The sequence below is a fragment of the Kineococcus lubricus genome, assembly GCF_050871965.1.
Lineage (GTDB): Bacteria > Actinomycetota > Actinomycetes > Actinomycetales > Kineococcaceae > Kineococcus.
In genome coordinates this window covers 16,439-30,789 of sequence record NZ_JBJLSK010000006.1, presented here as the reverse complement: position 1 = coordinate 30,789, position 14,351 = coordinate 16,439, and the positions used below count along the sequence as shown (strand labels likewise).

Sequence of the window (14,351 nt, the reverse complement as noted above, 5' to 3'; positions counted from 1 at the left end):
CGACGACGTCACGGTCAGGGCGATCTGCGGATGTCGTGCGGTCGTCGATCTGGGCAGGCGCAGCTGCGGTGGCTACCCTGCTGATGGCTCGGTGCAGCCTGCCGCTCGCGCCCGCTCGGGGTCTGGTGAATGCACCGCTGGGTCCAGCCTCCCGCGGCTTCCCGGACGCGGCAGCAGCCGGCAACGCGAGCACCCGGCACAGCACCTGCCGCACCGGAAGGCGCACCATGACCCCACCGTCGATTCCGTCCTCGACTCCTCTCGCCCGCGCCAAGGACCTGGCCAAGCTGCTGCGCAGCGACCTGACCGCCGCCGGCATCGACGTCCCCCACTCCCTGGCGCTGGAACTCATCGCCCACCAGCACGGCGCGAAGGACTGGAACACCTTCGCCGCCACGGCAGGCGCGCACACCGCGGCGGCGCCCGTACGACCGCCCGCGCAGCCGCCGGCGTTCGCCCCTGGCGTCCCGGTGCTGCGGGTGATGTCCGCCGAGGTGGCGCTGGGTTTCTACCGGGACCACCTCGGCTTCACCCTGGACTGGGAGCACCGCCACGCCCCGGGCTTCCCGCTGTACGTGCAGGTCTCGCGCGGGCAGACGGTCCTGCACCTGTCCGAGCACCACGGTGACGGCAGTCCTCACGGTGTCGTGTGGATCGCGGTGGCCGACGTCCACGCCCTGCACACCGAGCTGCACTCCCACCCCACCGCACCCGCGCGACCAGGCGTGGACGTCGAGTTCCCCGGCGGGCCCACCCTGGAGATCATCGACCCTTACGGCAACGTCCTGCGCTTCTGCCAGCAAGACGGCAGCTGAGAGCCAGGCGGCGGCAAAGCAGGAAGCAATGTCCGACCTCGTCGCGGCTGGGCGCGGTCACGGCCGATCTACGACTTCACGGTCATCCCGCACTCAGAGCGCGGCCGTGCAGACGCCGCTGCCCCACCGGATCACCGCTCGTGGGCCTACCGAGGTCCTAGCGATCTTCGACAAGGACAGGTCGGATGAGACGAACAGCCCCCGCGGCGTCTCACCCGACCTGTCCCACCGCAGGTCGCCGACTTGGGGCCAGGGCAGATCGAGTGAGAACGGACAATCGCTGTCCTGTCTCAAACAATCTGTCCAAATCTCAGACGATCTGCCCAACGTCTCAGGCATCTGTCCAAACGTCTCAGCTACTTGTCCAACCGCTGCCCCACCGGCCGGCGCGATGAAGCACCTGACGAGCTGCTAGTGCCGACAGCGCACCCCTTCACGCGGCGACCAGGGACGATGACGCCGTGGACGACGAATCGACGCCCCAGCCATCCCTCGTGCAGGACGTCCGCCGAGCCTGGGAACACCTAGCCGGACCCTCCGCCCGGTTCGCCACCACGGCCACCGCCTCACCGGTCCGTGTGCTCGTAGCGCCGACCTCCCGCTTGTCCCCGCCGGGATGGTGCGGCCTGGTCACCATCGCCGGCGCCACGGTGGCCACCGCCCCCGACGACACCTGCGCGCAGGTGCTGCAGCGTGGGCTGGACGACCTGTGGGCCACGTCACCCACTGCCTTCCCCGGCCCCGCCACTCCCCCCGGCTCCAGCGGCCTCACCCCCGAGTCGTCGTCGAGGCTGGCAGCAGGACTCCCCGTGCGCGAGGCCCTGGGCCCGACCGACGTGGCCTACCTCCCCACCGGCTCCCCCACCGCGCCCACCGCCCCGCCCACCACCCCGCCCGCCGCGGGGGACGCGGTCCGCACCGTCGACGCCACCGATCCGCTCGTCCCAGAACTCCTCGCAGCCTGCTCCGCTGTCGACGCTGCCGAAGCCGCGCTCGACTCCCTGGCCTCACCGGCCTTCGTCCTCCTGCGTGAGGGCACAGCGCTGGCGGTGGCCGGCTACGAGTTGTGGCCGAGCGGCATCGCTCACCTGTGCGTCCTCACCCACCCCGCAGCGCGAGGCACCGGCCTGGCCCGCATCGTGGCTAGCGCCGCCACCGACCACGCCCTGCGCGCCGGGCTCCTGCCGCAGTGGCGCGCCCGCCCCCTCGCCTCCCGACGCGTCGCCTACGCCTTGGGGTACCGGTCCTTGGGGCATCAGGTGAGCCTGCGGCTGGCGGTGTAGGGGCGACCGCCACTGCTTCAGGATGACTCCCCGTCGGATGTTCAACGCTCGGTCATGCTCGACATGTGGGTGAGCGAGCGGCTCGTCGGGCTCAGCTCACCCGTCGAGCTCCTCCCTGCGCTCCTCACGAAAGCGCGCCATCTCATCATCACCCAGCCACTCCAGCTGCCACTCCTCGTCCAACCAGGTGAAGACGCTCCGGTCAGCCTCGTCCAGCAGCTGTTCGAGATCCCCACCCCGGGCCTGGTAGCTCACCCGGTACTCCGGCCCGTACCGACCGGAGGGATCGAACGTCGACGTGACCTCCGCATCGCCCCACACGTAGCCGTCGACCAGGTGGAACGGCGCGCACCACCGCCGCCACCACAGGAGTCCCCCCGGCCTGGCTCGTTCGATGCTGACCGTGAAGTACACGGTCCCCACACGACCGTCGCGGTGGCGGATGCGAGCGGCTCGGCCCCGCAACCGCTCCACGCGCGGATCGTGCACCGGGGCCCCGAACGATGGCGGGCTCCACGGCATGAGCCGATGCTGACACGCGACGACGATCTACCGCTCACACGGCTGGTCGCGTGCATGGGCGCTCATACCGCCGGCCCGGTACCGAGCGACCTCAGATCACCCGCTTGGTCGGGAAGTCGCTGGCAGGGCTGAGGAGTCACAGGACATGCTGCTGCGGTGAAGGACTGGAGCGGGTACCCCCTGCAGCCGGGGGAACCGGAGTACACCGACGACGACCGCTTCTGGGACGGCACCCGCACCTACCACCTGACCAGCGACCGACTGTGGAAGCGCGAGAGCGACCTGCTCAACGCCGCCGACGTCATGGTCTTCAACCTCCTCGACTGCAGCCCCAGCCCACGCGTGGGGTCCAAGCGCGTGGCTACCGACGCCGAGCGGCGCAAGATCGTCAAAGCCGGTCTGGTCCGCTTCGTGGACAACGAGGGCGAGCTGCAGCGCTGGGAGAGCGAGGACGGCAAGGTGCTCGCCCTGCTCATCGGCGAGCTGCGCAGTCCACGCATCCCCTTCTAGCATCAGCGTTCCGTCGCTACTCGCAGCCGAGGCTTCAACCGCTCGGTCATCCCGCGGTGTGCGCGCTGTCGCCGGCGTCCCGCGGCGTCACGATCTCGGCGAAGAGCGCGCAACGAGTGCCTGCGCCGATCACGCTGCGACCCCCGTTCGGAACTCCCGGCACCGGCTCGCTGCTCCCTTCGGGGGGTGCTCGGCGATCCGCTGGCGCGTCACCCCACGACATCGTGGAACATCTGCACCGCCCGATCTGGCGTCGACTCCGCAGGCGGTACGGGCTGTCGTCACCGAGCGTCGTCGTGAGGGGTTCTCCGTGCAGTTGGTCTACGAGGGGCGCATGGCCGTCTCCTACTTCCAGGCGTACCTGTCCGCCGGGGACGTTCCCGACGACTACGAAGCCGCTTTCGCCGGTCAGGTCAACGGCCTGGCCGGCGGGCAGCTGCCGGGCCACCTGACCCTGCTGGTCGGTGTCCACACCGGTGACGTCGGCCTCCGGGTCCTGCTGTGCGAGCAGGCACCGCCCGTCGGGCAGGAGTGGGAGGACGTCGTCGAGGCGCCGTTCACCCCTCAGTGGCCCGAGGCGGTCCTGGCCGGGTGCCTGTCCGACGCCGTGTGCGACCTGTACCTGGACCAGCCCAGCTACCGCGCGCGTTGGAGCGCCCGGGGCATCGACGCCGGCCGCGACGCCGACGTCGTCATGGCGGACGAACCGCTGGTGGACCACTACGAACTGGTCTTGTGGCCTGCTCCTCCCGCTCCCGACGCGATCGTGCGTGTCGGCAGCCAGACCGCCCGCTACCGCCACCGGATGCAGGACCCCGCCTTCGCCCGCGCCGCACAGATATCCGCGATGTGGGGTGAGACCCCGTTGCCGAGTGAGGCGTTGCTGGACGTGCTCGACGCGCCCTGGCTGGTCGAGCTGGACCGCGACCTGGCTGAGGACCTGGTGGCGGCCGAACCCGGCGTGCAGCGGGCCGTGGCGTACTGGGCCGCGCAGTGGGCCTGCGCCCGGACCGGTGTGGACCGCGCGGACTGGATCGCCGCCGCGTTACGCACCCTGGGCGAGGACCGGTTGTTGCCGGCGCTGTTCCACGACTCCGACGCCCTGTACGCGCGCTTGGACGACTCCCTCCCCGCACCGGACGGTGAGGCGTCCGCGGTCAACGGCTGGCCCCACAGCCCGGCCGCGTACGCGGTGTCCAGCCTCGTCACCGCCGCTGGCACTGACCCGCTGGACGCGGTCGTCTCGACCCTGAAGCAGGTTCACGAGGCGATCGGGGACGAGCACGCGGACGTCTTCCTCGCGCAGGCCCGGCAGGAGTTGGGCGGTGCGCGGCGGGAACTGACCGAGCAGTCCGGCCTCGGGCACGTCGTGGATCACCGGCCGCCTTTCACCGAACCGGATCCGCTCGAGGAGGTGCCCGAGGGGATGGACCCCGAGGAGTACTTCGACCTGTGCGTGCAGTGGGGCGTGCAGGACGGTGAGCAGCTGCCTTCCGCACGGTTGCTGGCCGTCGGCGGCCGCGCGTCGTCCGTGGGCCGGCGGCACCGCGAACTGGCCGAAGCCCTGGCGGCCCTACCCGCCGGCGAGCAGCGCGCGGTGGCGGTGTGGGCGGCCCGTCAGGCGTGCACGCTCGCCGGGCTGGCCGGTCAGGACTGGATCGAGGAGTCCTTGCACGCTGCCGCCGGTGGTGGACCGCTGCCGCCGCTGTGGAGCGACCCCGACCAGGTGCTGGCGAAGGTGTTCCCCGCGGACGAGGGGGACGAAGAGGACGAGGAGCAGGTCGAGTACAGCGGCTCCTACATCAGCTGGGCCGAGGAGGAGGTCCACCAGCCCTACGCCCCTGAGGTGGTCGCCCTGGACGCGCTGCAGCAGTCCGCCCTGCCCGACCCCGCCGAGGCGGTGGTGGGAGCCGTCGACGCCTTGTCCCTGGGGCACGAGAAGCCGAGGACCGTCCTGGAGGACGTGCACCGTCGGTTGTCGGCAGGAGACCTTCCCCAGCCATGACCACAGAGGGACGTCACGGTCATAGCGCGCCGCACGTGACGTCACGGTCATCCCGCCCTCCGGGCGGGCTCGTGCTCATGGCGCGGGCCACGCTGCATACGGTCTCGGCTCGCTGCACCAGTCGCCCCGCCGAGCACCAGCCCTAACACCCAGCGGTTCGCACCGCCGCAAGCACCGCTGCGCTCTGTGCCGTCGTCACAGTGCCCGCACCCCAACCGGCCGCACGAGCACTCACGCCCTGCCCGATCGCCTCATCACCAAGACCGGAGGCGATGTTCCAACAGGTCGCGGCCCCCAACGCCACGATCTGCTCATCACTGACCCCGACACCGGGCACCGCACTGCGCACCGCCCCCACGAACCCCGACCTGGTCGCCTCAGTCCACGCCGGCAGCTGCACGCTGTCTATGACGATCGCCCCACCCACTGCAGCGTCGTCCCCTGCACCGCCCGCTGTCGCTGAGGCCCCGACCGATTCCGGCGCCGGAACCTGGGCGAGCGCAGCCGGCTCAGCAGGAGAAGACGCGCTGGCCGTATCGGTGGTGGCGGGCGCGTTGGAGGGTTCCACCCCGCGGTCCTCCCCCGTCGTCCCACAGGCCACCAGGACCAGTGCAAGCGGAGCGAGGCCAGCCACGGCACGGCAACGGCCAGCGGACACGTGGGACTCCTCCAACACCGGGTGCTGACTCTGGTTGATCGGCGTACACCGATCGAGACGCTCGAGTTCTCCGGCAGGTTCGGCAGCCGTCGACAGGCCCTCGCCGATCCGGAGGTGAGCAGCCATCCGGTACACCGTGATCCCCACGCATCTTAAGGACCGTCCAACCTTCAAGACGGTGAACCATCACTCCTTCACCCGATCGCACGCACCGATGCGAACTTCGTGCCCTGGTCGCCCTGCGGGCGACGTCGCGCGCATGGCGCCCGTCCGAGCGCAGTCCCGGGCAACCAGCGACGTCCGGACATGGCGAAAGTCGGAAGATCACAAAGTGGAGTGACCGCGCCCTGATTACGCTCCTACCCTCACCAGATGACCCTCGCGGCCCGACATACCCTGGACGGTCTTCCACCTCAACCCGCGCGCCTCGCCGCCCCCACCGTCGCCCTACGCTCCTTCCGCGCGGAAGACGTCGTGATGGCGATGGAACTGGCTCAAGACCCCTACGTGCCTCTCACCGGGAGCCTGCCCGCCCACGCGGATGAGGAGCAGGCCCTGCAGTGGGTGCGGCGCCAGCGTGCACGCCTGGCCGAAGGGGTGGGGTACTCCTTCGCGATCGCCGACCCGCACACCGACGACGCCCTCGGGCAGATCGGGCTGTGGCTGAGGGACCTTGATGAGGGCCGCCTCAGCGCCGGGTACAGCCTCGTCGCGTCCGCGCGGGGACGGGGACTCGCCGGCGCGGCGCTCCAAGCGGTGACCTCGTTCGCATGGACCATCCCCGCCGCACACCGCGTAGAGCTGCACATCGAGACCTGGAACGAAGCCTCGATCCGCACCGCGGAGCACGCCGGGTACCAACGGGAAGGACTGTTGCGCAGCCACCAGAGCATCGGGGGCCGCCGCCAGGACATGCTGCTCTACGCCACGATCCGCAACGCCACCTGACACCGGGGTGCTCGCGCAGGCAGGGGCAAGGACCACGCGGACACGACACGTCCCACACGATGTTGTTGGCGCATACCCGCATGAGACGAGCAGACTGCCGCCGGTGACGATGGACGACCACGGAGTGCGCCTGCGACGCGGAACCACCGAAGACGCGGCAGCCGTCACGACGCTCAACGCCCACGTGCAACGTCTGCACCTCCAGGTCGCCCCCGGCCAGTTCGCCCCGATCGACGAGGTAGCCCCGCACGACTTCTTCGCTGAGCGCCTGGCCAGCGGGGACGACCTTTTCTGGATCGCCGAGATGGACAGCAGGACGGTGGGCTACCTGTACGCCGTGGAAGTCCACCGCGAGGCCAATCCCTTCACCACCGAGCAGCACACCCTCTACATTCACCACCTCGCGGTCGACCCGACCCTGCGGCGCCGGGGCGTGGGTTCCGCGCTGTTCGCTGCAGCCGAGGAGTACGCCACGACTCATCACCTGAGCGGTCTGCGCCTGGACAGCTGGCTGTTCAACGAGGCCGCTCACGCCTTCTTCCGCCGCCAGGGGTTCGAGCCCTTCCTGGCCCGCTTCGCCCGCGACCTCTGACCACGCGCGGCCACACCGGCTTGTTGGCGGTCACCCCGCTGTCGTGGACGTCGACGACGTCGCGGTCATGACGAAGACCGAGCAGTCAACTGGGCGTCGAGCAAGCACTCCAAGCGGCTGCTACTGCACCCACACAGCAACCAGAACGAACACCACGACCGCGATCAGCGGCACCAGAACCGCAGCGACGACGTGGGCGGCACGGCGCCCAGGCCGCCGCAACAAGGCAGCACTCACCAACGCTGCCCCCACGCTCAGCAGCACACCGATCAGGCCACCGAGAAGGCCCACAGCGATGAAGGCGAGCAGGACGACGCGAGCAGCGACCGGCAGCGGCGCCCAGGTCGCGCTCTGATGCCCGTCCACCTCCACGACTGGACTCAGCTGCCGCCAGCTGAAGCTGGCCTGCACCTGATGGCTGCGGCCGTTCTCGTCGATGAGAACAGGAGACCCCCAGCGGTCTCGGGGCAGCTCCTGGCCTTGGTGCACGATGCGCGGGCGACGGGACCAGACCCGCTCGACGACCAAGTCTCTTCCCAAGACCGACACCGGAGCAGCCATGCCTCCTGACCTTGCCAGGGCAAGCCCGGGTCGCACCCGGAGAGGCCTCTGGACTGCTCCAAACGGCTGATACGCGGCCTCCACAGCGCACGGTCATCCCGCGCTCAGCGCGGGATCATGGTCGGTCAGCCTCGGACGTCCTGACATGGCGACGAGCGAGCGGTCCTAGAGCACTGCGAGGATTCAGCAATCGCCGAATAGCGATCACCGAGGGGGTAGCACAGTGCCGGACGAGGACGAAGAAGGCGAACGGTTCGTCGATCGCGCCTTCACCATCACCATGCTCATCGCCGGCGCGCTCTTGCTGGCCGTAGGCATCCGTGCCCTCGTCGTCAACGACTGGTGGCAGGCAGCGACGTGCCTGCTCGGAGTCCTCGTGACCGGTTGGTTAGTCCGCCGCGGGCGTCGCGGAGCGAGGTCACGAGGCCGCTAGCTGCACGCAGTCATCCCGCCGTCCACGCGGTCGTATCGACACTGACGACCTCGTCCGGCAGACCTCAACGGGACTCGATCAGGTGACCACAGTCGCGGCACATCCACTGCCGCTCACTGAACGCCACCACCTCCTCGTCGTGGTCATCGCGCCGCTCACACGCACTACCCACCAGGAAGCCCCGACTCAACGCCGGCTGCGGCTGCGCACGCACCCACCCCCGCTCCTGCCCCTCCTGCTGCCAGGTCCACACCTCAGCTCCCCGCACGACCCACGGCACCGCAGGCACCGCGAGCAGCGCGGGCAGATCCACCCCGGCCGGCAGCGGCGCCGGATCCCACCAGTCCTGCAACAGCCACGTCCCGCTGGCCCGGAAGTCACGCACCAGCTGCTGCCACCGCACCCACCGCTCATCCTCGACACCGACGTCGTGGATGTCCGGCCCGAACACCTCCTGCGGTTCCGGCTCCGCGCCGGCCAGGTAGCCCTCCAGCCACGCCTGCGCCGACGGCGACAGGACGTCGATGTCCTGCTTGGAGACGGTGAAGCCGACGTCCTCGTGCGGGCAGTAGGCTGCGATCCGGCCGCGGAAGGTGTGCGGGTTGCCGATCAGGTAGTCGCGCCCACCGCAGTCGCTGTGTTGGAACCAGCGCTGCACGTCGAGGGGGTAGTCCACCCCGTAGCGGGCTCGAGCCCGGCGGGCTGCCTCGACAGCCGGCACGTCCTCATCCCCCGATGCGCCCTCACCCATCGGATCAGTCTGGCTGACCGTCGTGCCGGGCACCGTTGAGGACGGGCAACACGCACGGTCATCCCGCGGTGCGCGCGGCGCACGGTCCCGCGTTGCGCGCGTTGTCGCTCCCAGCCGGCGACGTCACGGATTTGTCGATCTGCGGGCAGTTCCTCGGCCTCACCAGTACCGCTGCCCATCCGAGGCCCAGCCGAACATGAGCAAGGCTTCTTGCCGTCATCAGCAGGCATCGTCAGGCAGTCTGGTGAGGGTGAGCCTCGACTCGAAGATCACCACCGAGGGCGTCGCGAAGCGCGCAAGCGACCTTGCGCCCCGACGACGGACGGTGCTGCGCGCCGGCGGGCTCACAGCGCTCCTATCGCTCACCTCCTGCGCCAGCGACCACGACGCCAGCTCCGGCGAGCCCAGCGCCGTGCCTGCCGACGCCGCTGCGGGTCCGGTGACAAACCAGTGGCGCTGGTCGGCGGTACCTCAACCGCCCTCCACCCCCCGCTGGCACGCAGTCACGGCCTGGACAGGCAACGAAGCACTCTTCCTCGGCGGCTCCACCGCGCCAGCGTGCCCTTCGGACTCGCACACGCCCTGCTTTAACTGGCAGGACCTCTCCGAAGCTCACCGCGACGGAATGGCCTACAACCCCACTGCCAAGCGGTGGCGGCGCACCGCAACCGCTCCGCAGGGGGTCCTGGACACCGCGCACGCGGTGATCGATCAGCAGGTCTACATCCTGGGAGAGGACGCACTTGTCGTCTACGACGCCGAAGCAGATGACTGGACCGAACTGCCGCTGCCCCCCGGCCACCCCGCGAACTCCAGCCCGGGCTACTCCTTGGTCGCCTTCGACGGCAAGCTGGTGGCGCTGGCTCCCGGATACGCAACCGCCCCTGGCGAGACGCTGCCGCCGGAGCTTCCCGACTCCATCTACGACCTCGCCCAGGGCGAGGGCGGGCAGTGGCTCCCCCTGCCCGACGACCCTCTGGACCCGATGGTCTTCCGCAACGCACTAGCCACCCCCTACGGGTTGCTGCTCGTGGCCAGTGACGTCGCCCGCTCTGGCCCGGCAGATCCACCGCCTCTGGTCCACGCCGCCTTGCTGGATGCGGCCTCTTCCGCCTGGCGACGCCTTCCCGACAGCGACCAAATCTTCGGCGGGCACTGGACGTGGACCGGCGAACGCGCCCTCGACGCCACCCCCGGCGGTGACACGGGCAGCGACTCCTCCTACGGCCGGCTCGTCCCCTACAGCGGGGCGCTGACCCTGCCCGCCGGCACCTGGACCTCCATCCCCCAACCCCCCGACCCCGGATCCAGCTCCCGCGGATGGCCGGTGGAGGCGACTGCTGGGGCGCGAGTGGCCACCGGCGGCTCCATCTACGACGACATCATCCAGACCTGGACAACCATCCCGGCGCCGGAGAAGGGCCGCACCGCTGAGGAACCCGGTCCTGCGGTATGGACCAGCCAGGGGCTCCTCGTCTTGGGAAGCCGCGCCGTCCCCACCATCGGCGAGGAAGCCGTCACCCCCAACCGAAACGCCTGGATCTACCACCCTTCGCGTTGATCGCAGCGGTCCACTGCAGGCTCCACGACGAGCTACTGATCACGGCGTGCTGCGCGCGACGTCGCGGTCATCCCGCGGTGCGTGGGCGCACGGTCATCCCGCCTTGCGCGTGATGTTGTGGCGGCACTGGTTCGGGCAAGCAGCCACTGCTAACGAAGTTCGGCTACGTACTCAGCGAACACCTCGCCCCGATCCGTCAAGGTCACCCACAAGCGGGAGGCCTCAGACGGCGGCGCGGTGAAGCGCCAACCCCAGTCCACGTCCGGAGGCGCTCCCCAGCCGCTGATGGTGGTGTACCAACTGCCCAGGTCATCGCGCAGCGAGACCTCCGCGTGCACGGCGTTCCGCTCGCTCTCTTCGTCGAGGGCCACTGCAGGAGCAGCGGGAACGGCGCGGAAGCCGAGCAGAGTGCTGAGCCCCACGCGCAGGATCTCCAGCTCCGCCCAGACCCCCGGCTCGCCGTGGGTGCGACGAAACGACAGGTCACGGAAGGGGCGCTCCCGCACCGTCACGTGCGCTTCGGAGCCGTCGGGGCCACTGATGATCCAGGTGATGGACTCCTCATCGCGGTCAGCTTGGTGCGGTGACCTTCCCGGCTCCCGGTGCTGGTCCACCAGATCGACCACGCGGCTCCAGAGGTGGTCGCGGTGCGGGTCGTGGGTCATGGGGAAGCCGGAAGGCACCTCCTGAAGCTACTGCCACTGGGGAGCTCGCTCATGGTGCTCTGAGCATGACGTCGATGACCTCGCGGTCATCCCGCGATCTGAGCCATCTCCAGCTCAGGCAGCGACCGTCGAGGGTTGCGTGCGGAACGCCCACCAGCGGGCGACGACCACAGCCATGATCGCGCCCCCCAGGACCAGGGCGCACTCGAAGATGACCACCGCGGGAGCGGTGCTGTAGTCGGTCTGCTTGGCGTAGAACATCGCCGCGGGCAGCGTCACTGCGACCGATACCGGAATGAGGACGGCCGCACGCCACACCGTCGCGGCGGCGCGGGCCCGTCTGCGCAGCGCGACGTGCACACCGACGACCATGAGTGCTGCCACCATAAGACCGCCGAGGGCCCAGCCGCCGATCATGACGGCCTCCTGCCCCGCGGTCAGCGGCTCCGCCGGGTACTTGATGCTCCCGTCGGCCTCGATGGTCGTGCCCGCGGTGATCGGCATCGGTCCGCTCGGCGAGGGGTTCACCGCGTCGAAGACCTCGTGCAGCAGAGGCCAGATCGCGACGACGGCGACCAGGACGGCGACGACGGCGAAGACCAGCACAGTGGTGTAGCGGCCGCGCGGACGTTGCAGACCTCGTTCCCGCACCACGTCGGCGGCGAAGGTGGCGGTGTCGGTGCCCAGCAGGACGCGGGGGTTCGTGCTGCCCGTGGCGGCGTGCGCGACGAGCAGGTCCGCCCGCACGTCCTGCAGGAGCTCCTGACGCTCACCTCGGGGCACATCGTTCCCACGCCAGCGCCAGTCCAGCTCGTGCAGCAGGGAAGCCAGGACCGGTGGGACATCGGACTGGTCCCGCTCTCGTCGCGGCGCGGCGTTCACAGCACAACCTCCTGGGGATCGACGACGTCGGTGGCGACCAGCAGGGTGGCCACGACTCGGGTGGACTGCAGCCACTGGGTGCTCCAAGCGGCCAAGGCGTCCTGGCCGCGAGGGGAGACGCTGAAGATCTTCCGGGGAGGACCCGCGTCGCTGGGTTGGCTGCGTTCGTCCAGCAGGCCCAGCCGGCGCAGGCGGGTGATGAGGGGGTAGATCGTGCCGTAGCTGGTCTCCCCCAGACCGGCCTGCTGCAGGCGGTGGCTCAGTTCGTAGGCGTGGCCTGGCTGCTGCCGCAACATCGCCAGCAAGCACATGTCCAGGACACCGCGGATGAGTTGGGTCCGCCGGTCTGCGGCGCCACCCTCCACTGTCATGCGCCGCACACTAGCGAAAGACCTATGTGTTGCATAGGTCCTTGTAGGGACAACCGCCTCCTGGTGCGCCCATGCGAAGCGGCGAAGTCCTGCCCAGATGATCTGGCTACCGGTCATCCCGCGGTGCGGCGAAAGTCCGAGCAGCTCAGGCATGCCTGATCACTGCTCTGCAGAGGTCAGGTCGTGAGGTGCTCCGGAGAGGGCATGGGGGTCGGATCCTCGCCCCAGTAGCTCATCCGCAGTTCGTCCAACAGCCCGTCGATGACGATGAGGGTGATCACGCCTCCCTCGCCCGGGGCGCTGAAGTCGACGGCGGCCGGCTGAGAGTCGAGCGTTCGGGCCTGGGGGGCTCGGGGATCGGTGACGATGAGGCTGATCGTGCCGCAGCCGCATCCGCACCCAGGGACGGCGAGGGCGTGCGGGGCTTGCTGTCGCAGCTCCGCTACCCCGGGAAAGTGCTGGGCGAGCAAGGCGGCGAGCACGCCGGTCTCATCGGCCGTCAGTGGCCGGGGCCTCGCCTGCTGGGTGTCCACCACTCGACGCTAGGCCTTCCGTCGAGTGGAACCGTCGGACCACCACGGGCGACATCACGGTCATCCCGCGATCTGGGTGGCCCCCATGGTCGCCACGGCACCGCGGCCACCGTCACAACGCCCCCGATCCCCCCAACGCCCCCACCAGCAACAACGCGACCACGAACGCCCGCCCACCCCGCAACCGACCAGGCCCCGGCGCCACGTACCCCCGCCCCGGCAGCGGACCGGACGACACCAGGAAAGCCGTCACCCCGAACGGCAGGGCGAACAACCAGAACCACCCCCACCGGCGCACCCACCGCGGCTGCGGACCACGCACGAGCAGCACCACCGCCCCCAACCACTGCACCAGCGCCAGCAACCCCGCCCCACCGGGCACCTCCACCCCGAACACCTCGGTGGAGAAGACCAGACCCGACTCGTGGTCCACCCGCTCCACGCGCACGGCAGGGTCCCAGACCCGCACCAGCGCACCGACGTCCTGCCGCACGACCGGTAGGGGCGAGCCGTCCTCACCGCTCATCGCAGCCGTGCTGGTGTCCCCGACCTGCAACTGCACCGCCGTCTCGTACGTCCGCCACCCCGAACCCCAGCGCACGTCCTGCCACACCGTCCCGGTCGACCCCGGCGACAGGTCACCGGCGACCTGAACCCAGAAGACCTCCCCGACCTCCACGCCGTCCCGCAGGTCGCCCAGCGTGGCCTCGCGCTCCCCACCCACCAGCGCGGCCAGCACGACCACCGGGGTGAGCAGCAGCAGCAAGGCACGCACCCCGGCCCACCCCCACCACGACGCCGTGGCTGAGGATGTGGGGGCGGCGACAGTGCTCTGCATCCTGGGACGCTACCGCTCCCAACTCCCTCGCCGAGGGTGCGCAACCTGATCTTCAGGTGACGGACGACTTCACGGTCATCCCGCGCTCAGCGCGCGGCTGTAGCCGGCCGAGACGTCCGCTCGTGCCGAGTTGTGGACGGTTCCAACGAGTCGGAGATGCGTCGCAGGTACCTACCTCGATCTTCTGCCAGGCGCACTCGGACCCGTCACGATCGAGGCATGAACATGAAGATCTGGCGCAGCTGCTTCGTCTCGGGCGTGGCGCTCGGCGGTGTCCTGGTGATCATCGGGATCTACACGGAGTCGATGCCGGTTCGGAACATCGGCGTCGTGTTGCCGCTGGTCGGCATTGGACTTGGCTTCGCCCTTGGGCGGAACCGCGCCCGCCGCGACGAGCATTGAGCTGCTGCCCGAGCGACGACG

At 69.9% G+C, this 14,351-nt stretch carries 16 protein-coding genes; 8 read left to right on the top strand and 8 right to left on the bottom strand.

The features are described 5' to 3' along the window. The first annotated feature begins 227 nt into the window (after positions 1 to 227). Positions 228 to 815 carry a glyoxalase superfamily protein gene (locus ACRYRX_RS05930; protein WP_432510908.1) on the top strand — a complete coding sequence of 196 codons (588 nt, stop codon included), beginning with the start codon at positions 228 to 230 and terminating at the stop codon, positions 813 to 815. Between the two features lie 650 nt (positions 816 to 1,465). Then, the gene (locus ACRYRX_RS05925; RefSeq protein ID WP_432510907.1) at positions 1,466 to 2,098 is read left to right on the top strand and encodes a GNAT family N-acetyltransferase; all 633 of its coding nucleotides are present in this window, start codon (positions 1,466 to 1,468) and stop codon (positions 2,096 to 2,098) included. Between the two features lie 96 nt (positions 2,099 to 2,194). Here the strand turns inward: ACRYRX_RS05925 and ACRYRX_RS05920 are convergent, their stop codons facing one another. Then, positions 2,195 to 2,512, bottom strand: a complete 318-nt coding sequence (locus ACRYRX_RS05920; protein WP_432510906.1) for a hypothetical protein — start codon at positions 2,510 to 2,512, stop codon at positions 2,195 to 2,197. 264 nt (positions 2,513 to 2,776) lie between these two features. On the opposite strand from ACRYRX_RS05920, the gene ACRYRX_RS05915 reads away from it, so the two are divergent. From ACRYRX_RS05915 to ACRYRX_RS05900, 4 genes are all read left to right on the top strand, one after another. Next, the gene (locus ACRYRX_RS05915) at positions 2,777 to 3,130 is read left to right on the top strand and encodes a hypothetical protein (RefSeq protein ID WP_432510905.1); all 354 of its coding nucleotides are present in this window, start codon (positions 2,777 to 2,779) and stop codon (positions 3,128 to 3,130) included. 310 nt (positions 3,131 to 3,440) lie between these two features. Beyond that, on the top strand, positions 3,441 to 5,135 hold the full coding sequence (locus tag ACRYRX_RS05910; RefSeq protein ID WP_432510904.1) for a hypothetical protein: 1,695 nt from the start codon (positions 3,441 to 3,443) through the stop codon (positions 5,133 to 5,135). 1,030 nt (positions 5,136 to 6,165) lie between these two features. Then, on the top strand, positions 6,166 to 6,741 hold the full coding sequence (locus ACRYRX_RS05905) for a GNAT family N-acetyltransferase (RefSeq protein ID WP_432510903.1): 576 nt from the start codon (positions 6,166 to 6,168) through the stop codon (positions 6,739 to 6,741). A gap of 109 nt (positions 6,742 to 6,850) precedes the next feature. Further along, positions 6,851 to 7,333 carry a GNAT family N-acetyltransferase gene (locus tag ACRYRX_RS05900; protein WP_432511046.1) on the top strand — a complete coding sequence of 161 codons (483 nt, stop codon included), beginning with the start codon at positions 6,851 to 6,853 and terminating at the stop codon, positions 7,331 to 7,333. A 120-nt stretch (positions 7,334 to 7,453) separates the two neighbouring features. Here ACRYRX_RS05900 and ACRYRX_RS05895 read toward each other — a convergent pair whose 3' ends face one another. Both ACRYRX_RS05895 and ACRYRX_RS05890 read right to left on the bottom strand, forming a co-directional pair. After that, a complete protein-coding gene (locus tag ACRYRX_RS05895) occupies positions 7,454 to 7,894 on the bottom strand; it encodes a hypothetical protein (RefSeq protein WP_432510902.1) in 441 nt (146 codons plus the stop codon). 497 nt (positions 7,895 to 8,391) lie between these two features. After that, positions 8,392 to 8,985, bottom strand: coding sequence for a hypothetical protein (locus tag ACRYRX_RS05890; RefSeq protein WP_432510901.1), 594 nt, complete (start codon positions 8,983 to 8,985; stop codon positions 8,392 to 8,394). A 343-nt stretch (positions 8,986 to 9,328) separates the two neighbouring features. Here ACRYRX_RS05890 and ACRYRX_RS05885 point away from each other — a divergent pair, with 343 nt between their 5' ends. Next, positions 9,329 to 10,639 carry a Kelch repeat-containing protein gene (locus tag ACRYRX_RS05885; RefSeq protein WP_432510900.1) on the top strand — a complete coding sequence of 437 codons (1,311 nt, stop codon included), beginning with the start codon at positions 9,329 to 9,331 and terminating at the stop codon, positions 10,637 to 10,639. Positions 10,640 to 10,788: 149 nt separating this feature from the next. On the opposite strand, the gene ACRYRX_RS05880 is transcribed toward ACRYRX_RS05885, so the two are convergent. The 5 genes from ACRYRX_RS05880 to ACRYRX_RS05860 all read right to left on the bottom strand — a co-directional run bounded on the left by ACRYRX_RS05880 (position 10,789) and on the right by ACRYRX_RS05860 (position 13,865). Then, positions 10,789 to 11,322: a hypothetical protein gene (locus tag ACRYRX_RS05880; RefSeq protein ID WP_432510899.1), complete on the bottom strand. Its 534-nt coding sequence runs from the start codon at positions 11,320 to 11,322 to the stop codon at positions 10,789 to 10,791. Between the two features lie 96 nt (positions 11,323 to 11,418). Beyond that, positions 11,419 to 12,087 carry a hypothetical protein gene (locus ACRYRX_RS05875; protein WP_432510898.1) on the bottom strand — a complete coding sequence of 223 codons (669 nt, stop codon included), beginning with the start codon at positions 12,085 to 12,087 and terminating at the stop codon, positions 11,419 to 11,421. 95 nt (positions 12,088 to 12,182) lie between these two features. Then, positions 12,183 to 12,557, bottom strand: a complete 375-nt coding sequence (locus ACRYRX_RS05870) for a PadR family transcriptional regulator (RefSeq protein ID WP_432510897.1) — start codon at positions 12,555 to 12,557, stop codon at positions 12,183 to 12,185. 176 nt (positions 12,558 to 12,733) lie between these two features. Then, positions 12,734 to 13,090, bottom strand: coding sequence for a hypothetical protein (locus tag ACRYRX_RS05865; RefSeq protein ID WP_432510896.1), 357 nt, complete (start codon positions 13,088 to 13,090; stop codon positions 12,734 to 12,736). Positions 13,091 to 13,202: 112 nt separating this feature from the next. After that, positions 13,203 to 13,865, bottom strand: coding sequence for a hypothetical protein (locus ACRYRX_RS05860; RefSeq protein ID WP_432510895.1), 663 nt, complete (start codon positions 13,863 to 13,865; stop codon positions 13,203 to 13,205). Positions 13,866 to 14,147: 282 nt separating this feature from the next. Here ACRYRX_RS05860 and ACRYRX_RS05855 point away from each other — a divergent pair, with 282 nt between their 5' ends. Next, positions 14,148 to 14,330, top strand: a complete 183-nt coding sequence (locus ACRYRX_RS05855) for a hypothetical protein (protein WP_432510894.1) — start codon at positions 14,148 to 14,150, stop codon at positions 14,328 to 14,330. Positions 14,331 to 14,351 lie beyond the last annotated feature (21 nt).